Source organism: Kluyvera genomosp. 2 (assembly GCF_036759865.1).
GTDB classification, from domain to species: Bacteria; Pseudomonadota; Gammaproteobacteria; order Enterobacterales; family Enterobacteriaceae; genus Kluyvera; species Kluyvera ascorbata_B.
Window position 1 is genome coordinate 18,141 of record NZ_JAPKIA010000009.1, and the last position, 17,205, is coordinate 35,345.

Sequence of the window (17,205 nt, forward strand, 5' to 3'; positions counted from 1 at the left end):
GTTGCCAGGAGCGTACACCATGTCGCTAGGCCAGAGGAGGGCAAACAGGGGATATATTCATCGAAATTATCGAATGGACGCTTAGCGCACGAAGAATAAATAAATCTTAAAGGACAAACAAGACAGCGCCCCGCCAGCCCTGAAAAAACCAATACGACGAAAGGCTTAACCGTAAGCAAAATTCTATAATTAATTTCATTAACTTAGCATTTGAATACTTTTAAAGCAACTCGCTTTTAGTAACAATTAAGTGGTAATGACTCCAACTTACTGATAGTGTTTTATGTTCAGATAATGCCCGATGACTTTGTCATGCAGCTCCACCGATTTTGAGAACGACAGTGACTTCCGTCCCAGCCTTGCCAGATGTTGTCTCAGATTCAGGTTATGTCGCTCAATGCGCTGAGTGTAACGCTTGCTGATTACGTGCAGCTTTCCCTTCAGGCGGGATTCATACAGCGGCCAGCCATCCGTCATCCATACCACGACCTCAAAGGCCGACAGCAGGCTCAGAAGACGCTCCAGTGTGGCCAGAGTGCGTTCACCGAAGACGTGCGCCACAACCGTCCTCCGTATCCTGTCATACGCGTAAAACAGCCAGCGCTGACGTGATTTAGCACCGACGTAGCCCCACTGTTCGTCCATTTCAGCGCAGACAATCACATCACTGCCCGGTTGTATGCGCGAGGTTACCGACTGCGGCCTGAGTTTTTTAAGTGACGTAAAACCGTGTTGAGGCCAACGCCCATAATGCGTGCACTGGCGCGACATCCGACGCCATTCATGGCCATATCAATGATTTTCTGGTGCGTACCGGGTTGAGAAGCGGTGTAAGTGAACTGCAGTTGCCATGTTTTACGGCAGTGAGAGCAGAGATAGCGCTGATGTCCGGCAGTACTTTTACCGTTACGCACCACGCCTTCAGTAGCTGAGCAGGAGGGACAACTGATGGAGATGGAAGCCACGGGAGCACCTCAAAAACACCATCATACACTAAATCAGTAAGTTGGCACCATTACCATCACCACCAATGAATTGCCCCTATCAATTACAACGGATTGTATCAAGGTAACGCAATGAGTTTAAAAGCTATTTAATGACAAGTCAGTTTTTTCATCATCTCAAATCGAGATATGTACAGCGCTACTCTGTGAACGATGCAGGCATTTACCGTGCTATCTCACTTGATACCAGCCTTGCGGGCAGTCCCTATCCACACTAGAATCAGAGCAACAAAACGAGGCTTTCACCATGACAAAAAAAACAGCATATAGTCAGATCACCAAGACTCAAATCTACCGCGCCGTTGCCAGCTCAACCGCGATCGAAACAGGTGCTTCAGTGCAAAAAATTGAGCAGCAACTCAAAAAAAATCAGGCACAAGCGAAAGCCGTTGGACTCGCTCGCTAGTCTGGCAAGATATCACTCACCAGCTGTTTCATAGGGTTGTAGTTCCCTGAAACACCCGCCTGTATTGCCTTGAAGTAAAATGCCTTGTGCTCATCCCACAGGCTGTAGTCTAGTAATCCCTTCCCCGCCAGAACCGACAACACATCGCAAAGTAGCCGCGACAGACGCCCGTTACCTTCTCTGAATGGGTGGATCAAAATAAACTCCACATGGCATTCAGCCAGATAACTAACCAGCTCCGGACGAGCCAGGGATTTCAGTTCACCAGACCGGGAGAGAAACAGCCTCTCAAAACCATCTAGAAGCAGCGGAATCCTGTCAGCAGCGGCAAACTGAAAGCCATCCTTAGTCAAGTTGGCATTACGCAACCTCCCCGCCCAGTCGTACACATTCCCCAACCATTGGCGATGCCACCCGCTGATATGCTCAAAAGCCAGCGCCGCTGGCAGCTGGCCTTCGATAAATAGCTGTTCATAAAGCATCAGCAGCAGGCCAGATTCCAGAGCCTCCATTTCCTCTTCATCAGTGATCCCTAACTTATTAGCCAGCACCAGGTCTCCAGAGCCCGGTTGATACCGCTCTTCTGCTGAATTAAGCTCATATCTTGCCAAGCTCTTACCTCCGTCCAAACAAGTTCACAACGTTGTTTTCCTGCTGTCGCTGATAATTGTTGACCCTATCTTCCCAAATCTCAAGCGCCCTGCGCTTTTCAGGCAAGTAATCATAACGATCATAGTGTTTCGAGCTGACGTCATTCAAAGCGTGATTCTGGATACGGTCGCGGATCTCTTTGCTGATCCCCGCCTCTCCCATCAGCGTTTTACAGGTGCGACGTAAATCTCGTGCCGTAAAAACTTTAAACTCCGGATTAAAAGCCCGAAAATACATGATGGAACGCGCCAGACTATCGGTGCGCACTGGGCGCTCACCGTTTGTTGATAGCGGGAAAATATAGGGGCTGTTGCTTTCCTTAGTGAGTTCTTTAACAGAGGCTAGTTCACTTAATGCCGATTCAGTCAGTGGGATCAAATGCTCACGCTTGTTTTTCGATACATCGGCAATGACCAGCAACGTCTTTTGCTGCCAATCAATCGCGCTCCACTGGCTGGCTATCATTTCGAACGGGCGCTGCCCGCCAGCATAAACACAGAAGCGGATTAGGTGCTGCATCAGCGGCCCAACGTTGGTGGCCTGAGCGAACTGCTCCATGACAAAACGAAGCTCTTCCAGCGTTAACCATGTATCACCCACTTTTTCTGCCGAGGACTGTTTCGGTATGGCCGATACCGGATTAACTTCAAGCCCGAACGTAATGCCCACGCTGGTATTCATCGGATCGTTATCGGCCTTCAGACCGTAGTTAAATGCCGCCATAAGGTAGGAACGAATTCGGTTCGCATGGACTACAGCATCACGCTGGATAATACCTGAGAGAATGGTCTTGATCTGCAGAGGTGTTACATCCTTCGCTTTGGTTTCGCGAGGAATAACCGTATAGCACTCTCTTTCAATGCGCTTCAATACATCAGCCCACGTCCGCTTGTTGTCGAGCTTCATCTTATTGACGTAACCATGCACCAGTTCTTCAAACGATCCCTGAGAACGATGCAACTGCATAATGTGCTGTTCGGCCAGGCGCTGTTGCTCAAGCTCGTGCTGGGGCTCTTTTCCTTCAACAAGCCAGGCACCATACTTTTTCGCCAGCTCATTGGCCGTCACCAGTTTCATCTCAGGCCAGATGCCCAACTGGATGAACTTCTCTTTCTTCCCTTTCTCAACGTAGTAACGGAAATAAAAAACTTTGCTGCCAGAAGGCTGAACCTTAACGCCCAGCCTGCCAGTACCACGTTGAGCACTGTTGCTCCACACGTAGTACGCCGTGCTTTTTGTCTTCAATCCACGTATAGCAGTCTCAGTAAGATTAGCGGCCATGAGTTTACCTTTCTAAGATAAGCGTTACCTGACCCGATGCCCATTTCGGGTCAGGTAATGGGTCAGGTAAGGATAGTACAATGAGGAAATAAGAGAACCAATCAGAAACAAAAATAACTTCATAACCGATTGATTATAGACAATTAAAAATACAAATAGAGACAATGGCGAACAATTAAAATCATGCCGATTTTATGACTCATAATCGCTTGGTCGTTGGTTCAAACCCAACAGGGGCCACCAAATTTTAGCTTTAACGTCATATCATTAAGCCACTTCCAGCGAAGTGGCTTTTTTGTTGGTTTTCCTACCCGGCTCCTTTTTGTCCCCACCGCGGCCCATCATCACAGAACGTAGGCAGTTCACAACTCTGCAGTCCCTCAATTACGCTGCGGATTTTCGCATGATAGGCTTTCCGAACGACCCTTTTCAGCTCAGGCCGCTGCGGATCCTATGAAACTCAAATTATCCTTCCAGGTGAAGCTCTTTCTCGCACTGGTGGTTTTTTCCTGTCTGCTGCTGGCGCTATTGGGCACGCTGCTCTTCCACTTTATTGACCGCCAGTTGCACCATGATTTAGGTCAGCGCGCCCGCGTACAGGCTAGCGAGATAGCATTAATGCCCGGGCTTGCGGAAAAGGTGCTGCAGCGCGATATTCCCGGCATTGCGCGGCTTATTCAGCCGCTGCGCGCCGAAAGCGATGCCAGCTATATTGTGATTGGCGACGTTCACGAACAGCATCTGTACCACTCGGAATCACCGGAGCGCCTTAATCTGCCGATGATCGGCGGGGATAACCGCGACGTACTCAACGGCAAAACCATTATCTCGGTGCGTAAAGGAGGGATTGGCGTGTCGCTGCGCAGCAAAGCCCCCATTTTCGATAGCCAACATCGGGTTATCGGTATCGTCTCCGTTGGCTACCTCACCTCTTATATCGCCAATATTAACGCCCGTTTGCTATGGCGAACCGCGCTGTATGGCTTCGCCCTGCTCCTGATGCTGTTTATCTTTTCCTGGCTGCTGGCTCGCACGCTGAAAAAGCAGATGTTCGGCCTGGAGCCCAAAGATATTGCCCAACTGGTATTGCAGCAAAAAGCGCTGCTTGAGGCCATGTATGAGGGGGTGTTTGCGGTCAACGTCGATAAACAATTAATACTGATCAACCGCGCCGCGAGGGAAATGCTCAATATTCCCCACAGCGAGCAAGCGCTGCTGGGCAAGCCGCTTGATGAGGTTATTCAGCTGCCGCCGTCGTTTTTTGCGCCGGGTAATACCGCTTATGATAGCCGCCATCACGATCACATCACCGTCCTGAATCAACGGGAAACCATCGTCAACCGGGTCGCCATTGAAGTTGAGCCCGGGGTTCCCAGCGGCTGGGTATTCAGTTTTCGCGATAAAAACGATATCAATACGCTCAGTAGCCAGCTGAGTCAGGTAACCCGCTACGCCGATAATCTGCGCATCATGCGCCATGAGCAGCTTAACTGGACCGCCACGCTGGTCGGCCTGCTGCAAATGCAGCGCTATGACGATGCGCTACGCTACATTCAGGTACAGGCGGAAGGTGCCCAGCAGGTGCTGGATTTTCTCTCCACGCAGTTTGTCTCTCCTGCCCTATGCGGCCTGCTGCTGGGAAAATATGTCAGCGCCCGCGAAAAGGGCGTAGAGCTACTTTTCGACCCGGCCTGCCAGCTTTCTCGTCTGCCGGAAGGGCTGAGCGAAACCGAGCTGATGTCAGTCATCGGCAACCTGGTGGATAACGCCGTCGATGCCACGCTAAAAACATCCGCACGCGCCACGCCGGTTGACGTCTACATTTCAGATAGAAACCACGAGCTGGTTATCGAGGTCGCCGACCAGGGCTGCGGCGTCGATGAAAGCATGAAGCCGTATATCTTCGAGCAAGGCTTCACCAGCAAAACGTCCACAGGATGCGAACTCACCGGTGCAGAACATGGCATCGGCCTCTACCTCGTGGCGGGCTACGTCCGGCGTGCCGGCGGCAGCATCGAAATGAGCGATAACGCTCCGCAGGGAACCGTGTTTACGGTTTTCCTCCCATTCAATGCCCCTCCTTGTGCAGGATTTTCCTATGACTGATATCCGTCCTCTTGAGGTTGTGATTGTTGAAGATGAGCCGCATCTGGCGCAGCTGCATCGGGAGTATATTGAGCAAAATTTTCATCTGCGAGTGGTCGGCATCGCCGGTTCGCTGGAACAGGCCCGCGAGCTGATTTCCCGCCACCAGCCGCGTCTGGTACTACTGGACAACTATTTACCGGATGGTCAGGGCGTTGAACTCATCGACAGCCCGCTGCTCAAGCAGTTTGGCTGTGCCGTCATTTTTATAACCGCCGCCAGCGATATGCAAACCTGTAGCCATGCCATGCGCAGCGGCGCGTTTGACTATCTCATTAAGCCGGTTTTTTCCCATCGTCTGCGCGCTTCGCTTGAACGCTTTATGCTGTTGGAGCGCACGCTGCGCCAGGTGAAGGTTGTCGACCAGCGCGCGCTGGACAAACTGTTTAATTTACCCGCAGGCGATGCCTCAGCAGCACCGTCGACAAAGGGGATCGAGCCCGCCACGCTGGCACGCGTCAAACGTCTTTTCAGCGAGCGCCCGGAGTTTAGCTGGTCCGTCGAACAGATCGTAGAAGAAGCCGGGATAAGCAAAACGACAGGACGTCGCTATCTGGAATACTGCGTGGAAATCGGCTTTATTACCATCGAAATTCAGTACGGCAATATTGGTCATCCACGCCGTTTATACCGTAAAAAAAACGACGCTAATTAACTTCGCGCACGCGGTTTCTATGGTGTTAATTGCTGAAAAAACGCCAACTATCACATTTCGGCCAGCCCGCGCTGGCCCCCCTCTTGTCACCTTTGCTGCGTCAGCTATGTTGACTTTTAGTTCTTCAAACGTAACTAAAAGGTTAATAATAATGTCGAACGTATTCCGTATTTCTCTGCTCTCTGCTGCTGTGTTCATGTCATCCTCCGCGCTGTCCGCTCTGCCGCAGGGCTATCCGGCCGACTATCAGAAGGTCGTTGATGCCGCCACGAAAGAAGGCAAAGTGGTGATTTACTCCACCACCGACACCAAAGCGGCCGGGCCGCTTATTCAGGGTTTTGAAGCCCTCTATCCCGGCATCAAAGTCGAATACAACGATATGAACAGCACCGAGCTGTACAATCGCTTTATCAGTGAACAGGCCGCCGGTGGCGGCAGCGGCGACGTCGTCTGGAGCTCCTCGATGGACACCGCGCTGAAGCTGGCGACCGACTACGCCCAGCAGTACGTTTCGCCGGAACAAAGCCAACTGCCAAAATGGGCGGTCTGGAGCAATAAAGCCTATGGCACCACCTACGAGCCGGTGGTGTTTATCTACAATAAGCGCCTCATCCCGGCGAATGAAGTGCCGGATTCTCACGCCGCGCTGGCCAAGCTGATCGCCAGCCAGGTCGACAAATTTAAAAGTAAGGTCACCACTTACGATATCGAAAAATCCGGGCTCGGCTTCATGTTGTCGGTACAGGATTACAAGGCCGATCCGCACTACTTCAAAACGCTGGCCGATGTCGCTAAAGGCGGCTTAGCCGTGCAGTCATCTACCGGCACGATGATGGAGCGGGTATCCTCCGGCGAAAACTTAATTGGCTTCAATATCCTGGGGTCCTACGCTGAAGCGCGAGCCAAAACCGATCCGTCGCTGGGCATTGCCTATCCGAAGGACTACACCCTGGTGCTGTCGCGCGTCTCCTTCATCAGCCAGCAGGCAGAACATGCTAACGCCGCAAAACTGTGGCTGGACTACGTTCTGTCTGAAAAAGGGCAAAACATTCTGGCCAACCAGGCGGATATCCCCTCCATCCGTAACGACATCGATGGCAAAAATGACATCGACGGCATGACCAAAATGCTGGGCAACGCGCTGAAACCGATCCCGGTTGATGAGTCGCTGCTTGAATACCTGCAGCCGAAAAAACGTCTGGACTACATCAAACAGTGGCGTGAAGCCGCGGCCAAATAAACGCGTAACCTAAGCGCGCCGTTCGCCGGCGCGCTTGCTACTCGCTACCTGAATTCGTGTTATCGGATCTCTTCGCTTATGAATGCATTACGCAGAAAGTGGCAAAGCCTGCCGCGCGGCGTCGTCGTGCTGCTCACCGCGCTGGTTATCTACACGCCGCTGTCCTTTATTGTGATCCAAAGCTTCCTGTCCGCGCCCTTCTTTTCACCGGCAAAGACCTGGAGCCTGGAATCCTTCGGCTTCATTTTTACCGACCCTGACTTCTACAAGGCGCTGAAAAGCGGGTTTATTCTGGCTTTCGGCCTCGTCATCATCGCCATCCCTCTCGGCGGCGTGCTGGCGTTTCTGATGGTGCGCACCGATCTCCCCGGCAGACGGTTAATTGAACCGCTGATCCTGGTCCCCATTTTTGTCTCGCCGATGGTGCTGGCATTTGGCTACGTGGTCGCCGCCGGTCCCGTGGGTTTCCTGTCGCTGTGGGCGCAGTCGCTGATCGGCTTCGTCCCGTGGAACATTTACGACATGTCGAGCATCGTGGTCATCGCCGGGCTGACCCACGTTCCGCACGCCTATCTGTACATCTCTTCGGCGCTGCGCAGCGTGAGTTCGGACGTCGAAGAAGCCGCGCGGATCGCCGGTGCGTCTCCGCTACAGGTCATGACCTCGGTCAGCCTGCCGATGGTCCGGCCGTCCATTCTGTATGCCATTGTGCTGCTGTTTTTCCTCGGCCTGGAAGTCTTCGGCCTGATGCTGGTGCTGGGCGATCCGGAAGGCAACATGGTACTGGCGACTTACCTGTATCAGCTCACCAATAAGCTTGGTACGCCGTCTTACCATCTGATGGCCGCGGTGGCGGTGGTGCTTATCTGCCTGACTATTCCGCTGGTCATGCTGCAACGCCGCCTGATGCGTACGGCGAACCGCTTTGTCACCATGAAGGGAAAGGCCTCACAGGCGCGCGCGCTGCCGCTGGGGAAATGGCGCTGGGTGGCAGGGGCGGTAGTCGCCTTCTGGCTCACCGTGACCATCGGCGTCCCGCTGATGGGCGTGGTGCTCCGCGCTTTTATCTCCAACTGGGGCGTTGGCGTGTCGCTCTGGGACGAGCTCTCGCTCAATACGTTCCGCACCATCTGGGCGCAGCCGAACCTGCTGCGGGCCATCGTCAACTCCATGGCCATTGGCGTGATCGGCGGCGCGCTGGCGGTGGGCTGCTATCTGTTTATTGGCATCGCGATGCACCGTAAACCGGATAACACCACGCGCTTCCTCGACTACAGCGTGCTGGTCCCCCGTGCGGTACCAGGCCTGCTCGCCGGTCTGGCATTTCTGTGGGTCTTCCTGTTTTTGCCGATGTGGCTCGATAACGCGCTGAAATCCGGCTGGCTTTCGGGCATGCCGTGGTCACAGTGGCTGCGCGATACCCTGATAGTCTGGCTGCGCTCGTTACGTAGCACCATTTTCAGCGTTTGGCTGGCCTACACGGTAGTGTGGATGGCCTACGGCCTGCGGCTGATTTCCTCAACGCTCCTGCAGGTCGGGCCGGAGCTGGAAGAAGCGGCGCGCAGTACCGGCGCGACGCGTGGACAAATCACCCGCCACGTCACCATTCCGCTTTCACGCTACGGCCTGATTGGTTCATGGCTGCTGATGTTCCTGATCTTCGAACGGGAATACTCAACGGGCGTTTACCTGCTGTCGCCGGGGACGGAAACCATCGGCTCGATGCTGGTGTCCCTGTGGGCGGCTGGCGCAATTGATATCGTTGCTGCGCTCTCGTTTATTAACATTCTGTTGGTGGTGGTCGGTCTGGGTGTGGCCCTTCGTTTTGGAGTGAAATTACATGATTGAATTATCGGTCGAAAACCTGCACTTAACCTACGGCGATAACCCGGTGTTAAAGGGCGTGACCATGAACCTTAAACGCGGCGAAGTGGTTTCTCTGCTGGGCCCCTCGGGCAGCGGGAAAACCACGCTGCTACGGGCGGTGGCCGGGCTGGAAAAGCCCACGCAGGGCGCAATTACCATCGGCAATCGCAAAGTCTACGACGGCACGCCGCGCAGCGAAATTCCGGCCGAAGAGCGCAATCTGGGGCTGGTGTTCCAGTCTTACGCCCTGTGGCCGCACAAAACCGTTTCTGAGAACGTGGCCTATCCGCTGAAGCTGCGCAAGGTTCCCGGTCCGGAGATCAACAAACGCGTGCAGGACGTGCTGGATCAACTGGGTCTGGGGCACCTGGGCAAGCGCCACCCGCACCAGCTCTCCGGCGGCCAACAGCAGCGCGTTGCCATTGGCCGCGCGCTGGTCTACAACCCGCCCGTGATTCTGCTCGATGAACCGCTGTCCAACCTTGATGCGAAGCTGCGCGAAGAGGCGCGCGTGTTCCTGCGCGAGCTGATCATCAAACTGGGGCTTTCTGCGCTGATGGTGACCCACGATCAGAACGAAGCGATGTCAATTTCCGATCGTATTCTGCTGCTCAACAACGGCAAAATTGAGCAACAGGGCACGCCGCAGGAGATGTACGGGTCACCGAAAACGCTCTTCACGGCCGAGTTTATGGGCAGCAACAACCGGCTGCACGGCAAAGTGACCGAGATTCGGGACGGCAAAGCGCGTATTGAAGGCCAGGGCTGGACGCTGTGGGGCCAGGCGGGTGAAGGGATACAGGTGGGTCATGAAGGCACCGCGGTGATCCGCGTCGAGCGCGTGGCGCTGGTCGAGGGACCGGGGGAGAATCAGCTGGCGCTGCCGCTGCTCACCAGCATGTATCTTGGTGACCGCTGGGAGTACCTGTTCCGCACGCCGGGCGATAACTTTGTTATCCGCGCTTACGGTAACGATGTACGCGGTTCACAGCACTGTCATCTGGCACTGCCGGAACAGCACGTCTGGGTGTTTCCAAAATCCTGACGACAAACAGGGGCGGCGATTGCCGCCCCGAAGCCCGATCATAAGCGGCATCCCGCCATCGCGCTTAGCGGGCCCCGCCATCGTTACCGATTTCGTAACCGTCCAGATATGCCTGCGCCATCGCTTCGTGGTTGACTAAAAAACGCGACTGCTCCAGGCTCGGATGCAGTCTGTGGGACTCGGTTTCGACATTTTCAAATAACATAGTGAGTTTGCCCGTGTCGTGGTGATGGCCTTGCGTCATACCGTCCATACAAGCCTCCATCAGCATGCCGGACGTTTCATTCGTACGAACGGGGGAATATGCCAGTTCGGGCTTCTCTTTTAGCGCTTGTTCAATAAAGGCATAGGCCTGGCCCACGACCTGCAAACAATCATCGGCGTGCTGTTTTGCCCAAGCGGTATGTGACGCGGTAGTTATGACTATGGCAGCCAGAATGTGAAATCTCATTAGTAATATCTTGTTAAACTTATAATAAAGTAAAACCGGCGCCAGAAATGCGCTGGTTTTTTAGCCTGTCGCTGTGAATGTTGAAATGGGTAACGCTAACCACATCATGCGTGAAATCAGGGGTTAAAACTGCTCGCATTAATATTGGAATGTTTCATCGGCATCACGCTCAAACAACATTAATAAATAAACACATGAACATGTATAAAATAAGATCATAACGCTAAAAAAACGCCATGTTATTTATACTTTGTTATTCAATGGAAATAATATTGTTAAAAAATAACAAATGATTCAACACAATGGATTTCGAATGAAATCCATTTAATAGAAATGCCCCTTTACTGTTTCGTGAATAATATTGCCACGTTACGCACCGGATAAGGCATTATTTTTCAGAAGAACATTGAAATAATTAACTGACTAATTAATCTTTCACAGTGCGCTTGCCGCCTGCACCTTCTTGCCTTCCTGACAATCAAAGCAGGAGAAGATGAAAATAAGGTTTTGAATAATTCATATTTTAATCAATACATCTGAAATCATAATAAAAACCAATTCAGGATAATTCCGCTGTTCACCACAAAATATATCCACAATACAGTTCACGGCAACTGAATCACATTTATGGCATAGCTTAACCGCCGTAGAGATTAAATAACCGCCATCATCATACTCGCTGTCCGGGCTATTTATCGGTATTTGAGGCAACAAAAAGCCACTACAATGAGTGGCTTCGGCAGGCGGATGCTTTCACATCCGCCTTATCGGCATACAGGACGGTTTATACCAGAGCGCGCAGCTCTTCACGTATGTAATCGGAAAAATATTCCGGGTTTTTAATCAGCATATGATCGCCAGAGCCGACCTTCTCGGCCCAGCCCACAACCTTCTGGGTAAACCCGGCATTCCAGCCATCGCGATCGCCTCGTGCCGTAATGTCGGCAGCGCTCACCGGCGTACCCAGTTCGTTCAAATACTTGAGAATTCCCTTCGCTGTACTTTCGTCCATAGACTGTGGCACCGGCTCAGACGTATTCATACCACCAATAAAATCCAATGCTTTATCAATGACTGCTGGCATATTCATGTCCTTAAATTAACCACGTAGTAAACAAGTCTATACTATTGCCCGGAATCAGCAGCGATTACAAAGAAACAGCTCACGTTATTGCACTTTTTCGTGAAGTATCCCCCGTTTTATCGTTTTACGGACAAAAAAAAGCCGGCACCCAAGCGCCGGCTGATACCGCAGAAAGAACAATCAGGCGTGAGTGGTCGGGCTCTGCTCCGCGCTGGATTTGCTGTTTTCCAGCATCCGGCGTACCGGCACAATCAGCACGCACAGCACTGCCGCGCAAATCAGCAGCGCGATAGAGCAGCGGGCAAACAGATCCGGCAGCATGTCCAACTGGTCAGCCTTAACGTGGCCACCAATCAGGCCCGCTGCTAGGTTACCCAACGCGCTGGCGCAGAACCACAGGCCCATCATCTGGCCGCGCATTCTTTCCGGCGCCAGCAGCGTCATGGTCGCCAGGCCAATCGGGCTCAGGCACAGTTCACCGAGCGTCAGCATCAGGATGCTGCCCACCAGCCATAGCGGCGATACGCCAGCCCCGCCGTTGCTCAACACGTTCTGTGCCGCCAGCATCATCAGGCCAAAGCCCGCCGCCGCACACAGAATACCGATAACAAACTTGGTGATACTGCCTGGACGCACGTTCCGACGCGCCAGCGCAGGCCAGGCCCAGCTAAACACCGGAGCCAGCAGAATGATAAACAGCGCGTTAATCGACTGGAACCACACCGCCGGGATCTCGAAATCACCGATCATGCGGTTAGTGTAGTCGTTAGCAAACAGGTTGAAGGAGGTGGGCTTCTGCTCGAACGCCGACCAGAAAAACGCGGCGGACACCAGCAGGATAAAACACACCAGCAGGCGCGCGCGTTCTTTACGGCTCAGGCCCGCAAAGGCAAACAGATAAACGAAGTACAACGCGACCGACGCGGCGATCACGTACACCAGCACGCTCGCCACCGCGACCGGGTTAATCACGATGATACCCTGGGCAATCAGAGTGATAATGACCGCTACGCCAACCGCCAGCGCCAGCAGCCAGGCCCCCACGCCGTTCTTCTTAGCGACCGGGCTATTCCAGGTGGAATCCAGCCCAACTTCGCTGTCGTAACGTTTCATCGCCGGCACAGCGAACACGCGGAAGATAACCAACGCCACCAGCATCCCGATACCGCCGATACCGAAGCCCCAATGCCAGCCGTGTGACTTGATCAGCCAGCCGGAAATCAACGGCGCGATAAACGAGCCCATGTTGATGCCCATGTAAAACAGCGAGAAACCGCCGTCGCGGCGGGCGTCGCCTTTTTTATACAGCGTACCGACCATCACGGAGATACAGGTTTTAAACAACCCCGATCCCAGAACGATAAACATCAGGCCGATAAAGAACAGGTTGTCGCCCATAAAGGCGGAGAGCGCAATCGACAGGTGACCCAGCGCAATCAGAATTGAGCCGTACCATACGGCTTTTTGCTGACCAAGCCAGTTATCTGCCAGCCAACCGCCCGGCAGCGCCGCCAGGTACATCGTGCCGGCAAAGATACCCACAATGGCCGACGCATTCTCACGCGCTAACCCCATGCCGCCGTCATACACGGTCGCGGCCATAAACAGGATCAGGAGCGGGCGAATGCCGTAAAACGAAAAGCGCTCCCACATTTCGGTAAAGAACAGCGACCCGAGCGGATACGGGTGACCGAAAAAGGTACGGCTTTCGTGTTTGTTAACAGAGGAATGCATAGTTTCTCCAGAGAAGGTGCGTTGTAACGCAGGTAAGTCGTGTAAGCAGGCTAGTCATTTTCTAATTTTGTCGAAATTTCACATTAAGCTCGGTGTTTTTTAACCATTTGATAACCATAATATGGTCATGTCTAGCCCCTTCACCGCTATTTTTAGATGAAAACTCGACAAACATCTAGTTTTATAGATTTTGCATTGGCAAAACGCTTAAGGTGATTGACATCACAATATCATGCAAACATTGTTTTATTTACCATATAAAACAAACAATTATCAAATCAAAACTCGACAATAATTGCGTCAAAGACGGGGAAAATAAAAGTATAAAAAGTAGGGAAAAGAGCCTCTTCAACGGTACATAACCGATAAGTGGCAATAATGATCGCAGCAAGATTGCTGCTGTCGGGAGGCCTTGAAAATGGCGCAAGAACGCGCCATTGATATCGGCAGCCGCAGCAAAATCATCGGCGGCCGCAGGAGGAAAAATAGCGTTATTTTGCGTGCCAGTAGGCGCTGGAACGCACCAACTGAGGGTCGAGGTCGTCGGTCACAAAATCGTCGGTCAGTTTTTTGACCACCTTACCCTCACCGGTCAGCCAGATAAAGTAATCTGACTCAGGAACCTTAAGCTGCGCCAACCGCGCGGCCACGGCGGCGCTATCATATCCACTAATCCACTCGATGTTCACGTCATCAAATCCGGCCAGATAGGCTTTGTCCGCCGTATTCCCCACCATCACCAGCGCAGTCACCTGCGGGCGCTTTGCTAGCGCACTCAGCGCTATCAAGCGGCGACGCAGCGCCGGCAGACCGGTTTCATCGCAAACGTAAAGCTGCCATGCATAATCTTCTGGCACAATCAGCGAGCCGCGCGGCCCGCCGAGGGTTAACGTATCGCCCACTTTGGCATTCATCGCCCAGCGGCTGGCGACGCCCCCTTCGTGAATAAAGAAATCGTAGGCCAGTTCATGACGCTCAGCGTTGTACAGCGGCGTGTAGTCTCGCGACTGTGGGCGAACGCCTTCGGCCCACACAATCCCTTCATCAGTCACCGTCGGCGGCGTGATGGTCATCCCGGCCTCAGGGAAAAACAGCTTGGTGTGGTCATCAAAACCGCGCGAGCTAAAGCCATCAAGCGCTTCACCGCCCAGCACAACGCGCTGAAAAGCGTCGCTGATACGCTCGACGCGCAGCACCGTCAGTTCGCGAAAGCGAAGTTCATTACGTACGCGCTGTGGGTACTTTTTTTCTTTCATCTGGCGTCTCTCTCACAAATAGATATATCTAAACAATTTGCAAATGATAATGATTGCTAGTTAAACAGAAAGCAAGCAGTTTTTATGATATAGCAATAAATGAGTAACAAAAAACCGACACAACAAAAAATAACAAATATTATCAATTAATTAAAAAAATTACTTATTTCTGTATTGCTAAATCATCATTATTAGATATAAATTAGATATATCTAAATAACGATAAGGAAAAAACAATGAAACCTTTCTCTGATACTGAACATCGTGGCCGTGGTCATCGCGGCGGGCATCGCGAGTGCGAACACCGCGGCGGGCATGGTGAGGGCCACGGCGGCGGACGTCGCCAGCGTTTCTTCGGCCACGGTGAGCTTCGTCTGGTCATTCTCAACATCGTGAAGGATAACGCCAGCCACGGCTACGAGCTGATTAAGGCCGTTGAAGCCTTGACCCAGGGCCACTATAGCCCGAGCCCGGGAGTGATCTATCCGACGCTTGATCTGTTGCAAGATCAGGGGCTGATTACCGTGCACGAAGAGGATGGCGGCCGCAAAAAGATCGCCATTACCGCCGAAGGAACGCAGGCGCTGGCGGAGAGCGAAGAACAGCTGGCGCAGATTCAGGTGCGTCTGAAGGCCAGAATGGTCGGTCACGAACTGCGTAAGCACCCACAAATGAAGCGCGCCCTGGATAACTTCAAGGCCGTACTCGACCTGAAAGTTAACCAGGAAGAAATCAGCGACGCGCAGCTCAAGCAGATTGTCGGCGTCATCGACCGCGCGGCGCTGGAGATTTCACAGCTGGATTAGTGCAGTACGGTGACGGCATCCTGAAGTCGGCTGGCGCGGTGCTTAACCATCGCCGATACGTTGGCGCTTTCCGCCACCAGCCCGGCATTCATCTGGGTGATTTCATCGAGCTTCGATACCGCACGGGTTAACTCAGAAAGCCCGGTCGCCTGCTCGGAGGTTGACTGGCTAATCTGTGCAATCAGTTGGGTGACATTCTGTACCTGCGAGACAATGTCATCCATCGTTTGCCCTGCCGAATGCACCTGCTCGGATCCCGACCGTACCTTGCTGGCGCTGGCTTCTATCAGTTGACGAATTTCGTTGGCCGCCGTTGCGCTTCGACTGGCCAAATGTCGCACCTCGCCGGCCACGACCGCAAATCCTTTCCCCTGCTCTCCCGCCCGCGCGGCTTCTACTGCCGCATTTAGCGCCAGGATATTGGTCTGGAAGGCAATATCGTTAATCAACGTCGTAATCGAGCCGATACGCTGGGTGCTGTCGGCAATCTCTTCCATCGTCTGTACCACCCGGTGCATCGCCTGGCCGCCCTGCGCCGCCGCGCCGCTGGCGGCCAGCGAGAGCTTGTCGGCCTCCGCTGCGGTCTGCGAGTTATTCTGCACCGACGTGGCCATCTGGCTCATGGTGGCCACGGTCTGCTGGACGTTAACCACCGTTTCCTGCGTGCGCTGATTCAGGTCTTCGTTACCGCGCGCCAGCACATCACTGCCGTTGCTCACGCTATTGACCTGGCTTGAGACATCGTTAATCAGCCAGCGGCACATCAGGCCCAGCTGGCCTACGGCGCGCAGCATCAACCCCAGTTCATCGCTACGCTGCAGATGCTCTACGCTATTACGCTCGCCGGTCGCAACGCTCAGCGCCTGACGCGCAACGTTTTCAATCGGGCGAACGATCTGCCATTCAAACACCGCCGTTGTCAGCAGCAGAATCAGCGCTGACACCAGTACCGCCGACACCGGCGCGCTCAGCGCCAGCAGACTCGCCGCCAGCAGCAGATAAAATCCCAGCATTACGCTTCTGGCGCGCCAGCGCAGCGGGAGCGCAGACAGACGGCCCCACCAGCGTTTGCTTACGACCAGACCTTTATCGAGGCGTTTATGGCTGCGCGCTTCACGCAGCGCCTGATACAGCGGCTCGACGGCGGCCACCTCTTCGGCCGTCGCACGCGTCCGAATCGACATATAGCCGATCGTTTTACCATTACGCACCTGCGGGATAGCGTTCGCGCGCACCCAATAATGGCCGCCGTTTTTTGGCTGATTTTTGACAATGCCGCTCCACGGTTCCCCCTGCTTGAGCGTGCGCCACATATCGGCAAACGCCGCCTTGGGCATATCCGGGTGGCGCACCAGGTTGTGCGGTTTGCCGTGCATCTCTTCGCGGCTGTAGCCGCTGACCTTCACAAAGTCATCGTTGACGTGGGTAATGTAGCTATTGAGGTCGGTGGTCGACATAAGCGTGGTGTGTTCGTCCAGCAGGGAGGCGGACGCGTTCAGATCGGACAGGGTAGACATACGGACATCCTTTTCAGGTGCAGAAAGAAAATGTATTACAATTGTTATATCGGAGGGATTTTAA

15 protein-coding genes are annotated in these 17,205 nt (G+C 53.4%); 7 read left to right on the plus strand and 8 right to left on the minus strand.

Annotation, left to right across the window (positions count from 1 at the left end):
- Positions 1–267: 267 nt before the first annotated feature.
- Positions 268–965 (minus strand): IS1 family transposase gene (locus V6942_RS11170; RefSeq protein WP_227661257.1). Its coding sequence is split into 2 segments (ribosomal slippage): positions 268–716 and positions 716–965, totalling 699 coding nucleotides; the frame shifts between segments, so codons are not numbered across the junction.
- A 286-nt stretch (positions 966–1,251) separates the two neighbouring features.
- Between V6942_RS11170 and V6942_RS11175 the strand changes: the two genes are divergently transcribed.
- Positions 1,252–1,410: a hypothetical protein gene (locus V6942_RS11175; RefSeq protein ID WP_106105421.1), complete on the plus strand. Its 159-nt coding sequence runs from the start codon at positions 1,252–1,254 to the stop codon at positions 1,408–1,410.
- Here the strand turns inward: V6942_RS11175 and V6942_RS11180 are convergent.
- Together V6942_RS11180 and V6942_RS11185 are read right to left on the minus strand one after the other, a co-directional pair.
- Positions 1,407–2,021: a Fic/DOC family protein gene (locus tag V6942_RS11180; protein WP_232931593.1), complete on the minus strand. Its 615-nt coding sequence runs from the start codon at positions 2,019–2,021 to the stop codon at positions 1,407–1,409. The genes V6942_RS11175 and V6942_RS11180 overlap by 4 nt on opposite strands.
- Positions 2,022–2,025: 4 nt before the next feature.
- Positions 2,026–3,342, minus strand: a complete 1,317-nt coding sequence (locus V6942_RS11185) for a tyrosine-type recombinase/integrase (protein WP_232931592.1) — start codon at positions 3,340–3,342, stop codon at positions 2,026–2,028.
- A 453-nt stretch (positions 3,343–3,795) separates the two neighbouring features.
- Here V6942_RS11185 and V6942_RS11190 point away from each other — a divergent pair, with 453 nt between their 5' ends.
- From V6942_RS11190 to V6942_RS11210, 5 genes are all read left to right on the plus strand, one after another.
- Positions 3,796–5,448 (plus strand): ATP-binding protein, encoded by a 1,653-nt coding sequence (locus V6942_RS11190; protein WP_106927072.1) that lies wholly within the window; start codon positions 3,796–3,798, stop codon positions 5,446–5,448.
- Positions 5,441–6,142 (plus strand): response regulator, encoded by a 702-nt coding sequence (locus V6942_RS11195; protein WP_333501256.1) that lies wholly within the window; start codon positions 5,441–5,443, stop codon positions 6,140–6,142. The genes V6942_RS11190 and V6942_RS11195 overlap by 8 nt, the downstream gene beginning before the upstream one ends.
- A gap of 151 nt (positions 6,143–6,293) precedes the next feature.
- Positions 6,294–7,382, plus strand: a complete 1,089-nt coding sequence (locus V6942_RS11200; RefSeq protein ID WP_182966969.1) for an ABC transporter substrate-binding protein — start codon at positions 6,294–6,296, stop codon at positions 7,380–7,382.
- Positions 7,383–7,460: 78 nt separating this feature from the next.
- A complete protein-coding gene (locus V6942_RS11205) occupies positions 7,461–9,230 on the plus strand; it encodes an ABC transporter permease (protein ID WP_182929992.1) in 1,770 nt (589 codons plus the stop codon).
- Positions 9,223–10,293: an ABC transporter ATP-binding protein gene (locus V6942_RS11210; protein ID WP_106927079.1), complete on the plus strand. Its 1,071-nt coding sequence runs from the start codon at positions 9,223–9,225 to the stop codon at positions 10,291–10,293. Before V6942_RS11205 ends, V6942_RS11210 begins: the two co-directional genes overlap by 8 nt.
- Before the next feature lie 64 nt (positions 10,294–10,357).
- On the opposite strand, the gene V6942_RS11215 is transcribed toward V6942_RS11210, so the two are convergent.
- From V6942_RS11215 to V6942_RS11230, 4 genes are all read right to left on the minus strand, one after another.
- On the minus strand, positions 10,358–10,744 hold the full coding sequence (locus V6942_RS11215; protein ID WP_106927081.1) for a hypothetical protein: 387 nt from the start codon (positions 10,742–10,744) through the stop codon (positions 10,358–10,360).
- 784 nt (positions 10,745–11,528) lie between these two features.
- Positions 11,529–11,828, minus strand: a complete 300-nt coding sequence (locus V6942_RS11220; protein ID WP_106927083.1) for a DUF1889 family protein — start codon at positions 11,826–11,828, stop codon at positions 11,529–11,531.
- 180 nt (positions 11,829–12,008) lie between these two features.
- Positions 12,009–13,562 carry a peptide MFS transporter gene (locus V6942_RS11225; RefSeq protein ID WP_106927085.1) on the minus strand — a complete coding sequence of 518 codons (1,554 nt, stop codon included), beginning with the start codon at positions 13,560–13,562 and terminating at the stop codon, positions 12,009–12,011.
- A 491-nt stretch (positions 13,563–14,053) separates the two neighbouring features.
- Positions 14,054–14,818 (minus strand): siderophore-interacting protein, encoded by a 765-nt coding sequence (locus tag V6942_RS11230; RefSeq protein ID WP_333501257.1) that lies wholly within the window; start codon positions 14,816–14,818, stop codon positions 14,054–14,056.
- 236 nt (positions 14,819–15,054) lie between these two features.
- On the opposite strand from V6942_RS11230, the gene V6942_RS11235 reads away from it, so the two are divergent.
- A complete protein-coding gene (locus V6942_RS11235) occupies positions 15,055–15,624 on the plus strand; it encodes a PadR family transcriptional regulator (protein WP_106927089.1) in 570 nt (189 codons plus the stop codon).
- Here V6942_RS11235 and V6942_RS11240 read toward each other — a convergent pair.
- Complete coding sequence (locus V6942_RS11240; RefSeq protein ID WP_333501258.1) at positions 15,621–17,141, minus strand: methyl-accepting chemotaxis protein; 1,521 nt, start codon at positions 17,139–17,141, stop codon at positions 15,621–15,623. The genes V6942_RS11235 and V6942_RS11240 overlap by 4 nt on opposite strands.
- Positions 17,142–17,205: the final 64 nt, after the last annotated feature.